Source organism: Paucibacter sp. B51, assembly GCF_027863535.1.
Taxonomy (GTDB): domain Bacteria; phylum Pseudomonadota; class Gammaproteobacteria; order Burkholderiales; family Burkholderiaceae_C; genus Paucibacter_A; species Paucibacter_A aquatilis.
Map to the genome: position 1 here is coordinate 2,305,974 of NZ_JAPIVN010000001.1, position 15,495 is coordinate 2,321,468.

Consider the following 15,495-nt stretch of genomic DNA (forward strand, 5'->3'; position numbering starts at 1 on the left):
GTTCATAAAGGAGACATTCATGAGAATTGGAACTGCTGTGTTCCTGACGCCAGTGGCCCTGGCCTTGCTCACACTGGCCGGTGGCGCCCAAGCCCAGGCGGCCGGCGATTCTGCGTTTTCCTTTTCCGGTTTTGGCACCTTGGGTCTGGTCAAGTCCAGCTCGGACACCGGCAAGTACGCCCTCTACAGCCAGCCGCGCGGCGCCGACACCTCGGTCACCGGCGAAGTCGACAGCAAGTTGGGCTTGCAGGTCACAGCCCGCGCCAACGCCATGTTCTCGGGCACCGTGCAGGTGCTGACCAAGCAGGACGGCAAGGGCAAGTTCACGCCGGGCCTGGAGTGGGCCTTCGTCAAGGCCCAGGTCTCGCCGAATCTGGCCCTGCGCCTGGGCCGCATGGGCGGCCCGTTCTTCGCGGTTTCGGATTTCCGTGATGTGGGCTACGCCAACACCTGGCTGCGTCCGCCGCAGGATGTCTACGGTCAGGTGCCGGTCAGCCATTTCGACGGTGCCGATGTCAGCTACCAAACTTCGCTGGGCTCGGCCACCGTGACGGCGCAACTCTACGGAGGCAAATCCTCGTCCTATGTCACCGGCGTCAAGGTGGAGCTGGACAAGGTCTTGGGCGTCAACGCCAGCGCTGAGCTGGAAGGCGGCGTGACCCTGCGCGTCGGCCATGTCAGCAGCAAGCTGACGGCGCACAGCACGACTCTGGCCACCATCGTGGCCGGTCTGCGCAACCCGCAACTGGCCGCGTTGAGCCCGCGCTTTGCTGCTCTGGGCAACGAGCTGGATGGCACGAACAAGACGGCCACGTTCACCGGCATCGGCGCCAGTTATGACCAAGGCGACTGGTTGGCCAATTTCGAGTACACCCAGCGCCGCACCGACTCTTATGTCTCTGACACCAACGGCTGGTACTTCACCTTGGGCCACCGATTTGGCAAGTTCACGCCTTACCTGACCTTGTCCAAGCTCAAGGTGGCGGACGCCAACGCTGTCAACGATATCCCGGCGCCGACGCCTGGGCTGGCCCAGCTGAAGGGGGGCGTCAGCCTGGTGCTGGCCGGACAAGCCACCGACCAGAAAACCACCGGCTTGGGCCTGCGTTGGGACGCCTACCGCAATATCGCGATCAAGGCGCAGTACGAACGCATCCAGCCCAAGACTCAAGGTCTGTTCCTGGTGCCTGTCAACGGCACCGTGGTCGGCAATGTCAATGTCTACAGCATCGCTGTGGACACCGTGTTTTGAGACGGAGGCCTGACATGAATCGCAAGCATCTGATCTCTCTGAACTCGCGCGCTCTGCGTCTGGCTTTCGGCATGGCATTGGGTTTCTCGGCCCTGGCTGCACAAGCTCAGGTGGCAGTGATCGTCAACAGCAAGAGCCCGACGGCCAGCATGACGGCCGATCAAGTGGCCACCATCTTCCTGGGCAAGTCCAATGTGCTGCCCAGCGGTGCGGCGGCTGCAGCCACCGATCTGCCCGACGGTTCGCCCGTGCGCGACCAGTTCTACAGCAAGGTGACCGGCAAGCAAGGCCCGCAGGTCAAGGCCGCGTGGTCACGCCTGGTCTTTTCAGGCAAGGCCACGCCGCCTAAAGAGCTGGCTTCGGCGGCCGAAGTCAAGAAGTTCGTGGCGGCCAATCCCGATGCCATCGGCTACATCGAGAAATCTGCCGTGGACGGCAGCGTCAAGGTGGTCCTGAGCGTAGACTGATCCAACGCTCAACCTGGATGCGCCGTCGGGCGCGGCGCATCAGCACTGGAGGTTCGAATGAATGTAAAGACCAGAATCTGGCTCTTGCCTGTGTTTGCAGCGTTGATCTTTGCCATTGGCATTGCCGTGGTGTGGGGCTTCTCGGCTCGCACCTCCTCGGCCATCAACGCCGTAGGTCAGGTTCACTACCCCTATGTGGACGCCACCACGCAACTGGCCGCCCAGCTGGAAGCATTGGGCGCCACCATTCAAAGTGCCGTGGCCGAGGGCGAGAAGAAGCGTCTGGATGAAGCGAAGGAGCGCGCCAGCAGCATTCGCAAGCTGCTGGAAGCCATCGCCAAGATCGAAGGCAAGGGGGATACCGCCGCCAAGCTGAAGTCGGGCTTTGATGCTTACTTTGCGGCTTCGGTGGACACGGCCGAGCTGTTCCTTGGTATCAAGCAAGGCGATCAAGCCGGTGCGATTCCCAAGATGCAGGCCGCGCTCAAGACCCTGGATGCCGAGGTCAAGGCGGCTCGTGTCGATGCCAGCGAAGGTTTCGAGAGCGGCCTGCACAAGGCCGAAGGTGGCGTGTCCGCCAGTCTCTTCGCCATCCTGATCAGCGGTTTGGTTGTGGTGGTGGCACTGGGAGTTGGATCCTTCCTGGTGATCGGCAGCGTCTGGCGTCAGCTGGGTGGTGAGCCTGAATACGCTCGCGATGTGATGCGTCAGATGGCCGATGGCGATCTGTCCCAGGACATTCACGTGGCACCTGGCGCAGAAGGCAGCTTGCTGGATGCGGTGCGCGCCATGTCGCAAGGCCTGGCCGCCATCGTCAGTGATGTGCGCATGGGCACCGATTCCATGTCGGTGGCCTCACGCGAAATCGCGGTCGGCAACCATGACTTGTCGGTGCGGACCGAGAAGCAGGCCACTTCGTTGGAGCAGACCTCCGGCAATATGCAGACCCTGACCGACACCGTGCGTCAGAGCGCCGAAGCGGCAGCCCAGGCCAATCAACTGGCTGGTTCGGCCGCGACCGTGGCGCGCAAGGGTGGCGAGGTGGTGGCTCAGGTGGTCTCGACCATGGAAGAGATCAACACCAGCTCCAAGAAGATCAACGACATCATCGGCGTGATCGATGGCATCGCCTTCCAGACCAACATCCTGGCGCTGAATGCTGCCGTCGAGGCGGCGCGTGCGGGCGAGCAGGGCCGCGGTTTTGCCGTGGTGGCCAGCGAAGTGCGCTCCCTGGCGCAGCGCTCGGCCGAAGCCGCCAAGGAGATCAAGTCCTTGATCGGCGCCAGCGTCGATCGTGTCGAGTCGGGCAGCCGCCTGGTGCGCGACGCCGGTGCCACCATGACCGAGATTGTGGCCAGTGTGCAGCGGGTGTCGGACATCATCGGTGAGGTGACTGCGGCCTCCGGCGAACAAAGTCAGGGCATCGGTCTGGTCAACCAGTCGGTGGTGCAGCTCGATCAGATGACGCAGCAGAATGCGGCACTGGTCGAGGAGGCCGCCGCTGCCGCCAGCAGCCTGGAGCAGCAGGCCCAGGCCTTGCAGGCGGCTGTGGCCACTTTCAAGCTGCGCTGACCGCGAATCTCGCGCTCCGAGCGCACAGCCCTGGTGTGCCAGGGCCTTCTTCCAGCCCGCCGCTGCTTCGCACCGGCGGGCTTTCTATAATCCCGCCTCCACTCTTTCACGGACGCCTCACGGCCGCTGCCCTTTGAACTTCTTGCTCGACAACTGGATTTTGGTCTTGGCTGCGTTGACCTCGGGCGGCCTTTTGCTCTGGCCCACGCTGGCGAGCGGCGCGCAGGGCGCTGCGGTCAACACGGCCGAAGCGGTGCGTTTGATGAATCGCGAGAAGGCGGTCTTGATCGACGTGTGCGAGCCGGCCGAATTTGCTGCTGGCCATGTCGCCGGCGCTCGCAACGTGCCTTTGGCTTCGCTGGAGGGGCACAAAGGCCTGCCCAGCAACAAGAGCCTGCCGGTGATCGTGGTCTGCCAGAGCGGCGCCCGCGCGGCCCGCGCGGCGGCCCAACTGCGCAAGCTGGGCTATGAGAAAGCCCAGCCCCTGGCCGGTGGGCTGAATGCCTGGCGCGAAGCCAGCCTGCCGATCGAGAAGAGCGCCTGAGTCGGCTCGGCTTCCTGTCTCGCCTGGTTTTTGAGGAGTCGGCCATGAGCCACGTCAAGATGTACACCACCCAGGTCTGCCCGTTCTGCGTGCGGGCCAAGGCCTTGCTGAAGCAGCGCGGCGTCGAGCAGATCGAAGAAATCCGCATCGACCTGAATCCGGCCGAACGCGATGCCATGATGGCGCTGACCGGCCGCCGCACCGTGCCGCAGATCTTCATCGGTGAGACCCATGTCGGTGGTTGCGATGATTTGATCGCGCTGGACCAGCGCGGAGGCCTGCAGCCCTTGTTGCAAGCAGGCGCCTGATTCCGAAGCGGGTGGCTGGGGGCGCGCTGAACGCCCCTGGCGTCCGCCGGCCCGAATTCAAGAGCGGGCAGACCCCCACAGACTGAAATATTCGCTGCGCCATAATCAGCGCCGCTGCCCGCAGCAAAGAAGCTGGCGGGCCTTTACTTTTTTGGGAACCCCATCATGGCCGAAGAGAACAACACCCCCGTCTTCCAGATTCAGCGCATGTACCTGAAGGATCTGTCGCTGGAGCAACCCAACGCCCCGCAAATCCTGCTGGAACAAACCCAGCCCCAGGTGGACATCAACCTGGCCCTGGCCGCTGAGCCGGTGGTGGATGGCATCTTCGAAGTGTCCGTGACGGCCACCGTCACCACCAAGGTCGGCGACAAGACCCTGTTCCTGATCGAAGCCAAGCAAGCCGGTATCTTCGAGATCCGCAATGTGCCGCAAGAGCAGACCGAAGGCATCCTGGGCATCGTCTGCCCGCAGATGATTTACCCCTACTTGCGCGCTGTGGTGTCTGACGTTTGCACCCGCGCTGGCTTCCCGCCCGTGCTGCTGACCGAAGTCAACTTCCAAGCCATGTTCGAAGCTCAGCAAGCCGCACGCGAAGCAGCGGCCAACGGTGGCGACGCTGCCGCCGCGCCGACCCTGAACTGAGATGGACTGTCTGCTGGAGACCGGCGCAAGCCGGCCTCCGCGCGCCACGCCCCCGCTGTTGTTCGGCCGGGGCGTTTTGCATTTCGGGCTTCGTCGGTTTGCGCGGGCGCATGCAGGGCGGGGCCGGAGTACCTGTTTTGAAGGTTAAGCTGCTGCCATGAAGATCAGCATTCTTGGAGCCGGTGCCTGGGGTACGGCCTTGGCCGTGCAGGCCGCGGCCCGTCACGAGGTGGTGTTGTGGGCCCGCGATGCGTCGGTCGTGGCCGCCATGCGGGCCGAGGGCCGCAACCGCGCCTATTTGCCTGACACGCCGCTGCCCGAAGGCCTGCAGATCGAGGGTGATCTCGCCCGTGCCGTGGCCCATGCCTGCGAGGCGGCCGAGCCCGGATTGATCGTGGTGGCCACGCCCATGGCCGGCCTGCGTGCCATGCTCGCGGCCTTGCCGGACGGGGCGCGTGTGCTCTGGTTGTGCAAGGGTTTCGAGGCCGGCACCGGCCTGCTGGGGCACGAGATCGCCCGCGCGGTACAGCCGCGCCTGCGTGTGGGCATTCTCTCGGGGCCCAGCTTTGCGCAAGAGGTGGCGGCAGGTCAGCCGACCGCCCTGGTCGCGGCCAGCGAGGATGAAGCCCTGGCGCAGGCGGCCGTGGCGGCCTTCCACAGCGAACGCCTTCGTGTCTACACCTCGGCCGACCCGGTTGGCGTCGAGGTCGGCGGTGCGGTCAAGAATGTGATGGCCATCGCCGTCGGCGCGGCCGATGGCCTGCGTCTGCGCGCCGAGCGTGAAGGACAGTTGCTCGATGCGCCGGGCCTCAATGCCCGCGCCGCCCTGATCACCCGCGGCCTCGCCGAGATGCTGCGCCTGGGCCTGGCCCTGGGTGCGCGCAGCGAGACCTTCATGGGCTTGTCGGGCATGGGCGATTTGGTGCTGACCGCCACCGGCGATCTGTCGCGCAACCGCCGGGTCGGCCTCTTGCTGGCCGATGGCCTGCCGCTGGCGCAGATCCTGCGCGAGCTGGGCCATGTCGCCGAAGGGGTGTACAGCGCGCCCACGGTGCTGGCGCGCGCCCGCGCCAAGGGCGTGGACATGCCCATCACCGAAGCCGTGGTGGCCGTGCTGGAAGGGCGTTTGAGCCCTGCTGATGCCGTGGATCTGCTGATGGGGCGGCAGGCCCGTTCCGAGCACTGAACATGGCGCCCGCGCCTCGGAACTGTGGTTCTCGTCGTCTGCTGCTGGCGCTGGCCGCCTCGGGGCTGGTGCCACCGCTGCGCGCGGAGCCGGCCTGGCCAGCCGCACGGCCGATCAAGCTGATCGTGCCTTTTCCGGCCGGCAGCTCACCCGATCTGGTGGCGCGCTGGCTGGCCGAGCCGCTGGCCGCCGCCCTGGGGCAAACCGTGCTGGTCGAAAACCGGCCGGGCGCCGGCGGCAATATCGGCACGGCGCTGGCAGCCCAGGCGGCGCCCGATGGTTATGCCTTGCTGCTGACCATCCAGGGGCCGCTGGTGACGGCGCCCTTGCTCAACCCCAAGCTGCCCTACGACCCGCTGCGTGATCTGCGACCCATCGGCCTGGTGGCCAGCTCGCCCAATGTGCTGGTGCTGGGCAGTGGGGTGAATGCGCGCGATTGCGCTGAGTTTGTCCGTCAGGCCCGCGTGCAAGGTGTGGCCTGGAACTACGGTAGCGTCGGCAATGGCAGTGCCTCGCACCTGGCCATGGAGTCCTTCAAGGCTCGCGCCGGCCTGGCTCTGACCCATGTGCCCTACGCCGGCTTCCCGCAGGTCACCAACGCCCTGCTCAGCGGCGAACTGCATGCGGCCTTCATGGTGCCAGGTCTTGCCATGGCGCAGGTGAGGGCGGGCAAGCTCAAGGCCCTGGCCGTCAGCAGCCTGGGCCGGGTGGCGGCGCTGGCCGATCTGCCCACCTTGGTGGAGCTGGGCTATCCGGGCTTTGAGGCCATTTCCTGGCAGGCCTTGCTGGCGCCGGCACGCACGCCCAGCGTCGTCGTCGAGCGCTTGTCGGCCGAGCTGCTGCGCATCTGCCGCAGCGATGCCTTTCGAGCCAAGCTGCTGGGGCTGTATTTCAGCGCGCAGGGGACCGCACCCGAGGGCTTGTTGAACCTGATGCGTGCGGATCGCCTGCACTGGGCTCAAGTGATCAAGATGGCCCAGGTCAAGGCCGAATGACCGAGTTCAAGCGGCTCAGGCCTGACTGCCTTCGTAGCCGTTCTGGCGCCAGGCTTCGAACACCGCCACGGCCACGCTGTTGCTCAGATTCAAGCTGCGTTGGCCCGGGCGCATGGGCAGGCGCACGCGCTGCGCCTCGGGGAACTGCTCGCGCAGTTCGGGCGCCAGGCCGGCGGTTTCCGAGCCAAAGACCAGGAAGTCACCGGCCTGCCAGCGCATCTGCGCCAGCGGCTGGCTGCCGCGTGTGGTGAAGGCAAACAGGCGATCGGCCGGAGGCTGCACGGTGGCCAGGAAGGCGGCCCAGTTGCGGTGGCGGTGCACGGCGGTGTACTCGTGGTAATCCAGGCCGGCGCGTTGCAGCAGCCGGTCTTCCATGGAAAAGCCCAGCGGCTCGATCAGGTGCAGGCTGCAGCCAGTGTTGGCCGCCAGGCGGATCACATTGCCGGTGTTGGGGGGAATCTCGGGTTGCACCAGAACGATGTGGAACATGGGTCGCGTGAAGAAAATTTGAGGGGAGTGTCGGTCCTTGAGCGCAGCCCTGGATCGCCGGCTCAGCGCCGGATGCTGTCGCTGCCGCCTTCCGGCGTGCGCGCCACCACCCAGGCCTCGACATGGGCCGCGCCGGCCTGGCGCAGCACGCGGGCGATCTCGAACACGGTGGCGCCGCTGGTCATCACATCGTCGAGCACCGCCACATGGCTGCCCCGCAGATCGGCCAGGCGGGCGGGCTCGACAGCGAAGGCCTGCTTCACATTGTGGCCGCGTTCTTGCAGAGGCAGGCGCGCCTGCTGGGTCGTGCTGCGCACGCGCAGCAGCAAATGCGCGTCGCAGGCCAGCTTGCGGCGGCGCGCCAGGGCCCGGGCCAGCTCGTAGCTCTGGTTGTAGCCGCGTTCCTTCAGCCGCTCGGGCGCCAGTGGTACGGGCAGCAGCCAGTCGGGCGGCTCGACCTGCGCGATGCTCAAGGCCTGGTGCAGGCGCTCCAGCAAGGTCTCGCGCAGGTCCAGGGCCTGGTGGAATTTGTAGTGCTGCAGCAGGCCATCCCAGGGAAAGCTGTAGTCGAGGGCGGCAACCGTGCGGTCCAGGGGCGGCGGCTCGCGCAGGCAGCGGCCGCATTTGGCCTCGCGTCGGCCGCTCAGCTCGGGTGGTAGGCGTGCCGCGCAGGTCCAGCAGCGCGGGGCGGGGCGCGCGTAGCGCAGCAGACAGTCGGCGCAGACCCGGGCGGTGGACCACGCACGGCAGACTGCGCATTGCCCGGGGCAGCGCATCAGCACCCGCTCGACCCAAGCGGGTTTGCCGGTCGCCGCATGCTGGGTTTCCATGGGCTCAATATACTGCCCGCCCATGGCCGATCCCTTGACTCCCCCTAGGACGGAAACGTCCGCCGCAGCCCCGTCTGCGCCCGCTGCCCGGCCGCAAGATCTGGATGTGAACGCCCTGCGCCGGCAGGCGCGGCGCTTGGCCAGCCTGGCCAAGACGCCTTGGCTGCATGAGGAGGTGGCCACTCGCATGGCCGAGCGCCTGGCCATCATCAAGCTGCAGCCGACACGCGTGCTGCAGTGGTCGGGCCTGCTGGGCGGCGGCGAGGCGGCCTTGTTGGCGGCCTACCCGCAAGCCGAGCACCGTGTGATCGAGCCCGACGCCGCCCTGGCCGAGCGCAGCCAGGCCTTGCACAAACGCTCCTGGTGGCAGAACGCGCTGGGCCGTGGCGCCACGGTGCAAGTGCAGGGCCCCCAGGCGATGGCGGGCTTGAAATCAACGCCAGAACAGGATCAGGTCGGCCTGGTCTGGGCCAATATGGCCTTGCACGCGGCACCCGATCCACCTGAGACCCTGGCGGCCTGGCATGGTGCTCTGCGGGTTGACGGGTTTCTGATGTTCTCTTGCCTGGGCCCCGACAGCTTTGTCGAATTGCGCCAGCTGTTTGAGCGCCAAGCTTGGGGGCGTGCCGGCCCGGACTGGTGGGACATGCATGACATCGGCGATCTGCTGGTGGGAGCCGGCTTTGCCGATCCCGTGATGGACCAGGAGCGCATTCAACTGACCTGGGCGCAAGCCGACGACCTTCTCAAAGACTTGCGCTTGTTGGGTGGCAATGTGGCGCCCGAGCGATTTGTCGGCTGCCGAGGCAAGACCTGGCACCAGAAGCTTTTGCAGGCCTTGGAAACATTGCGTCGGCCCGATGGCCGGCTGCATCTGAGCCTTGAAATCGTGTACGGGCACGCGTTCAAGCCGGTGCCGAAGATACGGGTAAGCCCTGAGACCAGCCTGACTTTGGAGCAGATGCGCGCGATGGTGCGTCGATCTGGGGGCTGATAGAGGCTTAAAGCGACAGTGGGTCGCGACATGCTGGGCTAAAATTCGCGTTTAGCCAAAATGCATGACCCGTGACTTTAGGGTCAGACCATGCCAGCGTCTTTGACGAGCCTCAAAAGAAGCGCTGAAGCGGTTGCATCAATGGGCCGGCCGGGCAGTGAAACGGGTTCACGCCAGGGCTCTCATGAGACGAATTTGAAACAAGAGTGACGACCATGAAGATGATGAACGCACGAGTGCATCAGGCCGCGCGCCGCGTGGGGCAGCTGGCGCAAGTGGCCGCGGCGGCCGGCGCGATGCTGGTGGCCCAGACGGCCCTGGCAGCCCAGGCGGTCCAAGACCTGCCGGGTGGCCCTGCGGTCAATCAACTCAATCTGCACCCCCCGGTCACCCGCATTGCGGCCGACCAGATGTGGCTGCACAACTTCATGCTGATCATCTGCCTGGCCATTTTTGTGGCGGTGTTCGGCGTGATGTTCTATTCCATCTTCAAACATCGCAAGTCCAAGGGCGCGGTGTCGGCCAACTTCCACGAAAGCGTGAAGGTTGAGATCGCCTGGACCGTGGTGCCTTTCATCATCGTCATCCTGATGGCCCTGCCGGCCACCAAGGTGGTGGTCGCGATGAAGGACACCACCAACGCAGATCTGACCATCAAGGCCACCGGTTACCAGTGGAAATGGGGTTATGACTACCTGAAGGGCGAGGGCGAGGGCATTGGCTTCCTGGCCACTTTGGACACGGCCCATCGCGCCATGTCCGACGCCGGCAAGCCGGCTGGCGATGACTACCTGCTGAAGGTGGACAACCCCCTGGTCGTGCCCGTCAACAAGAAGGTTCGGATCATCACCACCGCCAACGACGTCATTCACGCCTGGATGGTGCCGGCCTTTGGTGTCAAACAAGATGCCATCCCCGGCTTCGTCCGCGACACCTGGTTCAAGGCCGAGAAGATCGGTGATTTCTACGGCCAATGTGCCGAGCTGTGCGGCAAGGAGCACGCCTACATGCCCATCCACGTGAAGGTGGTGTCGGCAGAAGACTACTCCAAGTGGGTGGATGGCAAAAAGAAGGAGCTGGCCGCCAAGGCGGACGATCCGAGCAAGGTCTGGGAGCAAGCCGCCTTGGTGGCTCGCGGTGAAAAGGTCTACAACGCCAACTGCGCGGCCTGCCACAAGGCCGATGGTTCGGGCGCTGGTCCGATCAAAGCCCTGGTGGGTTCGCCGGTGGTGCTGGCGGAAGACAAGCTGGCTCAGATCAAGGTGCTGCTGAATGGCCAGAACAATGGCGCCATGCCGGCCTGGAAGCAATTGAGCGACACCGAGATCGCCGCGGTGATCACCTACACCAAGAACAGCTGGTCCAACAAGACCGGCCAGGTGGTGCAGCCGGCTGAAGTGCTGGCCGCCCGCAAGTGATGGGCTGAACGTCGACAAGCGTTGATAAAGGAAACAAGATGAGTGCAGTGCTTGGCCACCCCGGTCATGACGTTCATGACCATGACCACCACGATCACCACGCCCCCACGGGCTGGCGTCGTTGGGTCTTTGCCACCAACCACAAGGACATCGGTACCCTGTACCTGCTGTTCTCGTTCACCATGCTGATGATCGGCGGCATCTTGGCGCTGTGCATCCGCGCCGAGCTGTTCCAGCCCGGTCTTCAGTTCTTCAATCCGGAACTGTTCAACCAGTTCACCACCATGCACGGCCTCATCATGGTGTTCGGCGCCATCATGCCGGCCTTTGTGGGCTTCGCGAACTGGATGGTGCCGCTGCAAATCGGCGCGTCCGACATGGCTTTTGCCCGCATGAACAACTTCAGCTTCTGGCTGATGATTCCTGCGGCCATCATGTTGGTGGCGTCCTTCTTCATGCCGGGTGGCGCGCCTGCCGCCGGCTGGACGCTGTATGCGCCCCTGACCCTGCAGATGGGCCCCTCCATGGATGCCGGCATCTTCGCGATGCACATCCTGGGTGCCTCGTCCATCATGGGTTCGATCAACATCATCGTCACCATCCTGAACATGCGCGCACCCGGCATGACGCTGATGAAGATGCCGATGTTCTGCTGGACCTGGCTGATCACCGCTTACCTGCTGATCGCCGTCATGCCTGTGCTTGCCGGTGCCATCACCATGACGCTGACCGATCGTCACTTCGGTACCAGCTTCTTCAGCCCCGCTGGCGGCGGTGACCCGGTGATGTACCAGCACATCTTCTGGTTCTTCGGTCACCCCGAGGTCTACATCATGATCTTGCCGGCCTTCGGCATCGTCAGCCAGATCGTGCCGGCCTTCGCCCGCAAGAAGCTGTTTGGCTACGCCTCCATGGTGTACGCAACCGCTTCGATCGCCATCCTGTCCTTCATCGTGTGGGCTCACCACATGTTCGCCACCGGCATGCCGGTGACGGGCCAGCTGTTCTTCATGTACGCCACGATGTTGATTGCCGTGCCCACGGGCGTGAAGATCTTCAACTGGCTGGCCACCATGTGGCGCGGTTCCATGACCTTTGAAGTTCCCATGCTGTGGGCCGTGGGTTTCATCTTCGTGTTCACCATGGGTGGCTTCACGGGTCTGATCTGCGCCATGGCGCCGATCGACATCCAGATCCAGGACACCTACTACGTCGTCGCCCACTTCCACTATGTGCTGGTGGCCGGCTCGCTGTATGCGCTGTTCGCTGGCGTCTACTACTGGGGTCCGAAGTGGACCGGCGTGATGTTCTCCGAGACGCGCGGCAAGATCCATTTCTGGGGCTCGCTGATCAGCTTCAACATCACCTTCTTCCCGATGCACTTCCTGGGTCTGGCCGGTATGCCCCGTCGCTATGCCGACTACCCGCTGCAGTTCGCTGATTTCAATGCCATCGCCTCCGTGGGCGCCTTTGCCTTCGGTCTGATGCAGGTGTACTTCTTCCTGTTCGTGGTCATCCCGATGATGCGCGGCAAGGGTGAGAAGGCTCCGCAAAAGCCCTGGGAAGCGGCAGAAGGCCTGGAGTGGGAAGTGCCGTCGCCGGCTCCCTTCCACACCTTTGAAGAGCCGCCCAAGCTGAACGCCAGCGCCACCAAGGTGATCGGCTGACACCATGAGCGCCACGCCTGAACAACGCAAGAGCAACAAGCGCCTGGCGCTGATCCTGTTCACGGTGGCCCTGGTCTTCGGACTGGGCTTCGTGACCAAGATCGCCTTGCTGGGTTTCTGAAATCGGCCTGCGATGAGCGAATCCAAGCGGCCCTGGACCCTGGCGTCCGCCCTGCGCAGGGACAATCTGCACTTGGTGGGCAAGCTCTTGGTCGTGGTGACCATGATGTTCGGCTTCGGCTATGCGCTGGTGCCGCTCTACAACGCCATCTGCTCGGCACTGGGTATCAACGTGCTGTCGCTCAGCGAGCGTCAGCACGCGGTGCGAGCCGAAGATGTGAAGAATGGCCAGATCGACTACAGCCGCAAGATCACGGTCGAGTTTGACGCCAATGCCCGTGGGCCCTGGGAGTTCAAGCCCGCCATGTCGCATGCGGTGGTGCATCCGGGTGAGCTGACCACGGTGATGTACGAGTTCCGCAATGTGCAGAACCGCGTCATGGCGGCCCAGGCCATCCCCAGCTATGCACCCAAGCAAGCGACGGCGCACTTCAACAAGCTGGAGTGCTTCTGCTTCAACGAGTACACCTTGCAGCCGGGCGAAACCAAGCAGTGGCCGGTCGTCTTCGTGATCGACCCCAAGCTGCCCAAGGACGTCAAGACCATCACCCTTTCCTACACCTTCTTTGAAGTGGCGGGCAAGGGCAAGGCGCAGGCCCAACTCAGCGCTCCGGTGCTGAGCAGCAAGGAGCCGCGCACATGAGCCAGGCTGGCGAAGACCTGAAGCAGGCGGCGGCTCGGCCGCTGTCCTTTGTGCAGACCATGAAGGCCGTGGCCTGGTCGTTTTTCGGCGTGCGTCGTGGCGCCGACTATGAAAAAGATGTGGCTCAGCTGAACCCGGTGCATGTGATCATTGCCGGGCTCATCGGAGCCGTTTTATTTGTGCTGGTTCTGGTGCTGTTGGTCCAATGGGTCATCGGCAGCGGGGTCGCCGGCGCTTGAGGCTGGCAGCGTTTGCAGCGTCATCAGCAGGACTGAATTTAGTTCGAGGAGAAAAGAAATGTCGGCAGCGACTACCACGGGCAAGACCCCTTACTACTTCGTACCAGGGCCCTCGCGCCATCCGGTGATGGCCGCCATCGGCCTGTTCTTCGTGATCCTCGGCGCAGGCCAGTGGATCAATGACCATGACTGGGGCAAGTACTCGCTGGTCTTCGGTCTGCTGTGGTGGGCCGTGGTGCTCAAGCAATGGTTCGGCGATGCCATCCGCGAAAGCGAAGGCGGTCTGTACAGCGACCGCATCGATGTGTCCTTCCGCTGGAGCATGGGCTGGTTCATCTTCTCGGAAGTGATGTTCTTTGCCGCCTTCTTCGGTGCGCTGTACTGGGCTCGCGTCCATGCTGTGCCGACCCTGGGCAGCTTGGAGAACGCGTTGCTGTGGCCTGACTTCAAGGCTTTGTGGCCCAGCGTGGCAGCCGGCATGACGGCCTCGCCCGCCGGTGTCGTTGAGCCCTTCACCACCATGGGTCCCTGGCCGCTGCCGACCATCAACACCGCGCTGCTGCTGACCTCGGGCGTGACCCTGACGGTCGCTCACCATGCGCTGATCGCCGGCAATCGCGGCAAGACCATCGCCTTCATGTGGATGACGGTGCTGCTGGGTGTGATCTTCCTGTGCGTGCAGGGCTACGAGTACATGCACGCCTACCGCGATCTGAACCTCAAGCTCAGCTCGGGAGTCTATGGCTCGACCTTCTTCATGCTGACCGGCTTCCACGGCTTCCACGTGTTCGTCGGCATGCTGATGCTGCTGTTCATCACCCTGCGCCTGCAAAAGGGCCACTTCACCAAGGACCGCCACTTCGGTTTCGAAGGCGCCGCCTGGTACTGGCACTTCGTGGACGTGGTCTGGCTGGGCCTGTACTTCATCGTCTACTGGATGTGAGGTCGGCCCACTTTGGATGGCGGCGGATATCCGCCGTTCAAAGGGGTTGGCAGGCCGCAGTCGGCCATGAAAAAGCGCCGCAATTCGCGGCGCTTTTTTTCTGAGGCGGGGCCATGCAAGCCCGTTCGTGCTGCGCTTCAGCGCTGCATGGGCAAGCCGGTCGGCTCGATCCAGCCCATCAGATAGCTCAGCAAGATGAAGAGGAACAAGGCCACCGACAGGCCGACCCGCAAAGCCAGGGCGCGGGCCATATTCGGGCCGCGGCTCTCTTGCTTACCGTTCTTGAACATGAACAGGCCGGCGGCCGCCAAGGCGCCCAGAATGCCGATGAATGCGAGGATGACGATGAGTTTCATGGTCGCGGATTATGCGCCCGGAGGCGAAAGCGGATGGCTGGCTTGACGCCGCGCGCGCGCGCCTGGGTGATTGGTCTGGCCACGTTGTCGGCCATGGCGTTGACGGCCCGGCTGGGCTTCTGGCAGCTGGACCGTGCGGCGCAGAAAGAAGCGCTGCACCGCGCTGTGCTCGAGCGTGCTCAGCAGCCTCCTTTGCGCTCATCGGATCTGGCGGCTGAGCCTGCGCAGGCCGAGGCGCAGCTGCATCGCCTGGTGCGTCTGCGCGGCCGCTGGTTGAGCGAGCAGACGGTTTACCTGGACAACCGCCCCATGAACGGCCGCGTCGGCTTTTTCGTGGTCACGCCGTTGCAGCTCAGCGATCGCCCGGAGTTCATCCTCGTGCAACGGGGCTGGGGCCCGCGCGATGCGCAGGACCGGGGCCGCCTGCCACGCATCGAGACGCCCGCGGGGGAGGTGGAGTTGCTCGGCCGTTTGACCGCGGCGCCTTCGCGTGCTTATGAGTTCAGCGCGGCAGCTGAAGGGGCGATCCGGCAAAATCTCGATCCTGTCAGCGTGGCCAAGGCGCTGCCCGCGCCCTTGTTGCCACTGACAGTGCTGCAGCTGCCAGAGGAAACGCCTCCAGCGGCCGCGAGCGCCGCGGCAGCGGCTCCCGCCGATGGTTTGTGGCGCGATTGGCCGGCGCAGGATGCCGGCCTGCAGAAACACTACGGCTACGCTTTTCAATGGTTTGCGCTTTGTGCGCTGCTTCTGGGTCTTTATGTCTGGTTCCAAACAATCCGTCCCCGCATCCGCTCCCGCCGCAGCGAGCACAGCGCCTGAAGCCGAGG

Annotated in this window: 19 protein-coding genes; 16 read left to right on the top strand and 3 right to left on the bottom strand. The window is 64.4% G+C overall.

The annotated features are described in order from the left end of the window. The first annotated feature begins 19 nt into the window (after positions 1–19). The 8 genes from OOB33_RS09825 (at position 20) to OOB33_RS09860 (ending at position 6,969) form a co-directional block, all read left to right on the top strand. Entirely contained in the window at positions 20–1,252 is a 1,233-nt protein-coding gene (locus tag OOB33_RS09825) for a hypothetical protein (protein ID WP_133155159.1), read from the top strand. Positions 1,253–1,266: 14 nt separating this feature from the next. Then, complete coding sequence (locus OOB33_RS09830; RefSeq protein WP_223696471.1) at positions 1,267–1,719, top strand: hypothetical protein; 453 nt, start codon at positions 1,267–1,269, stop codon at positions 1,717–1,719. A gap of 57 nt (positions 1,720–1,776) precedes the next feature. Beyond that, on the top strand, positions 1,777–3,291 hold the full coding sequence (locus OOB33_RS09835) for a methyl-accepting chemotaxis protein (protein WP_102767736.1): 1,515 nt from the start codon (positions 1,777–1,779) through the stop codon (positions 3,289–3,291). Between the two features lie 133 nt (positions 3,292–3,424). Further along, positions 3,425–3,835 carry a rhodanese-like domain-containing protein gene (locus tag OOB33_RS09840; RefSeq protein WP_102767735.1) on the top strand — a complete coding sequence of 137 codons (411 nt, stop codon included), beginning with the start codon at positions 3,425–3,427 and terminating at the stop codon, positions 3,833–3,835. 44 nt (positions 3,836–3,879) lie between these two features. Next, positions 3,880–4,143, top strand: a complete 264-nt coding sequence (gene grxC / locus OOB33_RS09845) for a glutaredoxin 3 (RefSeq protein WP_102767734.1) — start codon at positions 3,880–3,882, stop codon at positions 4,141–4,143. 165 nt (positions 4,144–4,308) lie between these two features. Next, a complete protein-coding gene (gene secB / locus OOB33_RS09850) occupies positions 4,309–4,788 on the top strand; it encodes a protein-export chaperone SecB (RefSeq protein ID WP_102767733.1) in 480 nt (159 codons plus the stop codon). Positions 4,789–4,945: 157 nt separating this feature from the next. Next, the gene (locus OOB33_RS09855; RefSeq protein WP_271008516.1) at positions 4,946–5,974 is read left to right on the top strand and encodes an NAD(P)H-dependent glycerol-3-phosphate dehydrogenase; all 1,029 of its coding nucleotides are present in this window, start codon (positions 4,946–4,948) and stop codon (positions 5,972–5,974) included. Positions 5,975–5,976: 2 nt separating this feature from the next. Continuing rightward, positions 5,977–6,969, top strand: a complete 993-nt coding sequence (locus tag OOB33_RS09860; RefSeq protein WP_271008517.1) for a Bug family tripartite tricarboxylate transporter substrate binding protein — start codon at positions 5,977–5,979, stop codon at positions 6,967–6,969. A gap of 15 nt (positions 6,970–6,984) precedes the next feature. Here OOB33_RS09860 and trmL read toward each other — a convergent pair whose 3' ends face one another. Beyond that, entirely contained in the window at positions 6,985–7,458 is a 474-nt protein-coding gene (gene trmL / locus OOB33_RS09865) for a tRNA (uridine(34)/cytosine(34)/5-carboxymethylaminomethyluridine(34)-2'-O)-methyltransferase TrmL (RefSeq protein ID WP_271008518.1), read from the bottom strand. A gap of 62 nt (positions 7,459–7,520) precedes the next feature. After that, a complete protein-coding gene (locus tag OOB33_RS09870; RefSeq protein WP_271008519.1) occupies positions 7,521–8,288 on the bottom strand; it encodes a ComF family protein in 768 nt (255 codons plus the stop codon). 106 nt (positions 8,289–8,394) lie between these two features. Between OOB33_RS09870 and OOB33_RS09875 the strand changes: the two genes are divergently transcribed. From OOB33_RS09875 to OOB33_RS09905, 7 genes are all read left to right on the top strand, one after another. Then, a complete protein-coding gene (locus tag OOB33_RS09875) occupies positions 8,395–9,282 on the top strand; it encodes a biotin synthase (protein WP_271008520.1) in 888 nt (295 codons plus the stop codon). A gap of 296 nt (positions 9,283–9,578) precedes the next feature. After that, positions 9,579–10,700: a cytochrome c oxidase subunit II gene (gene coxB / locus OOB33_RS09880; RefSeq protein ID WP_102769579.1), complete on the top strand. Its 1,122-nt coding sequence runs from the start codon at positions 9,579–9,581 to the stop codon at positions 10,698–10,700. A gap of 38 nt (positions 10,701–10,738) precedes the next feature. Further along, positions 10,739–12,367, top strand: coding sequence for a cytochrome c oxidase subunit I (gene ctaD, locus OOB33_RS09885; RefSeq protein ID WP_102767728.1), 1,629 nt, complete (start codon positions 10,739–10,741; stop codon positions 12,365–12,367). Between the two features lie 4 nt (positions 12,368–12,371). After that, positions 12,372–12,488 carry a cytochrome oxidase small assembly protein gene (locus tag OOB33_RS09890; protein ID WP_223696474.1) on the top strand — a complete coding sequence of 39 codons (117 nt, stop codon included), beginning with the start codon at positions 12,372–12,374 and terminating at the stop codon, positions 12,486–12,488. A 12-nt stretch (positions 12,489–12,500) separates the two neighbouring features. Continuing rightward, a complete protein-coding gene (locus OOB33_RS09895; protein WP_102767727.1) occupies positions 12,501–13,130 on the top strand; it encodes a cytochrome c oxidase assembly protein in 630 nt (209 codons plus the stop codon). After that, entirely contained in the window at positions 13,127–13,369 is a 243-nt protein-coding gene (locus tag OOB33_RS09900; RefSeq protein WP_102767726.1) for a DUF2970 domain-containing protein, read from the top strand. Before OOB33_RS09895 ends, OOB33_RS09900 begins: the two co-directional genes overlap by 4 nt. Before the next feature lie 58 nt (positions 13,370–13,427). Continuing rightward, positions 13,428–14,312 (top strand): cytochrome c oxidase subunit 3, encoded by an 885-nt coding sequence (locus OOB33_RS09905; RefSeq protein WP_102767725.1) that lies wholly within the window; start codon positions 13,428–13,430, stop codon positions 14,310–14,312. A 137-nt stretch (positions 14,313–14,449) separates the two neighbouring features. Here OOB33_RS09905 and OOB33_RS09910 read toward each other — a convergent pair whose 3' ends face one another. Continuing rightward, positions 14,450–14,668, bottom strand: a complete 219-nt coding sequence (locus tag OOB33_RS09910; protein ID WP_102767724.1) for a DUF2909 domain-containing protein — start codon at positions 14,666–14,668, stop codon at positions 14,450–14,452. A 33-nt stretch (positions 14,669–14,701) separates the two neighbouring features. Between OOB33_RS09910 and OOB33_RS09915 the strand changes: the two genes are divergently transcribed. Beyond that, positions 14,702–15,487 carry an SURF1 family protein gene (locus tag OOB33_RS09915; RefSeq protein ID WP_271008521.1) on the top strand — a complete coding sequence of 262 codons (786 nt, stop codon included), beginning with the start codon at positions 14,702–14,704 and terminating at the stop codon, positions 15,485–15,487. Positions 15,488–15,495: the final 8 nt, after the last annotated feature.

What these genes read in the sequence shown, in the direction of transcription:
- OOB33_RS09825 (WP_133155159.1), top strand. Translation starts at nt 20, where the DNA reads ATGAGAATTGGAACTGCTGTGTTCCTGACGCCAGTGGCCCTGGCCTTG.
- OOB33_RS09830 (WP_223696471.1), top strand. Translation starts at nt 1,267, where the DNA reads ATGAATCGCAAGCATCTGATCTCTCTGAACTCGCGCGCTCTGCGTCTG.
- OOB33_RS09835 (WP_102767736.1), top strand. Translation starts at nt 1,777, where the DNA reads ATGAATGTAAAGACCAGAATCTGGCTCTTGCCTGTGTTTGCAGCGTTG.
- grxC (WP_102767734.1), top strand. Translation starts at nt 3,880, where the DNA reads ATGAGCCACGTCAAGATGTACACCACCCAGGTCTGCCCGTTCTGCGTG.
- secB (WP_102767733.1), top strand. Translation starts at nt 4,309, where the DNA reads ATGGCCGAAGAGAACAACACCCCCGTCTTCCAGATTCAGCGCATGTAC.
- OOB33_RS09855 (WP_271008516.1), top strand. Translation starts at nt 4,946, where the DNA reads ATGAAGATCAGCATTCTTGGAGCCGGTGCCTGGGGTACGGCCTTGGCC.
- OOB33_RS09860 (WP_271008517.1), top strand. Translation starts at nt 5,977, where the DNA reads ATGGCGCCCGCGCCTCGGAACTGTGGTTCTCGTCGTCTGCTGCTGGCG.
- trmL (WP_271008518.1), bottom strand. Translation starts at nt 7,458, where the DNA reads ATGTTCCACATCGTTCTGGTGCAACCCGAGATTCCCCCCAACACCGGC.
- OOB33_RS09870 (WP_271008519.1), bottom strand. Translation starts at nt 8,288, where the DNA reads ATGGAAACCCAGCATGCGGCGACCGGCAAACCCGCTTGGGTCGAGCGG.
- coxB (WP_102769579.1), top strand. Translation starts at nt 9,579, where the DNA reads ATGCTGGTGGCCCAGACGGCCCTGGCAGCCCAGGCGGTCCAAGACCTG.
- ctaD (WP_102767728.1), top strand. Translation starts at nt 10,739, where the DNA reads ATGAGTGCAGTGCTTGGCCACCCCGGTCATGACGTTCATGACCATGAC.
- OOB33_RS09890 (WP_223696474.1), top strand. Translation starts at nt 12,372, where the DNA reads ATGAGCGCCACGCCTGAACAACGCAAGAGCAACAAGCGCCTGGCGCTG.
- OOB33_RS09895 (WP_102767727.1), top strand. Translation starts at nt 12,501, where the DNA reads ATGAGCGAATCCAAGCGGCCCTGGACCCTGGCGTCCGCCCTGCGCAGG.
- OOB33_RS09900 (WP_102767726.1), top strand. Translation starts at nt 13,127, where the DNA reads ATGAGCCAGGCTGGCGAAGACCTGAAGCAGGCGGCGGCTCGGCCGCTG.
- OOB33_RS09905 (WP_102767725.1), top strand. Translation starts at nt 13,428, where the DNA reads ATGTCGGCAGCGACTACCACGGGCAAGACCCCTTACTACTTCGTACCA.
- OOB33_RS09910 (WP_102767724.1), bottom strand. Translation starts at nt 14,668, where the DNA reads ATGAAACTCATCGTCATCCTCGCATTCATCGGCATTCTGGGCGCCTTG.
- OOB33_RS09915 (WP_271008521.1), top strand. Translation starts at nt 14,702, where the DNA reads ATGGCTGGCTTGACGCCGCGCGCGCGCGCCTGGGTGATTGGTCTGGCC.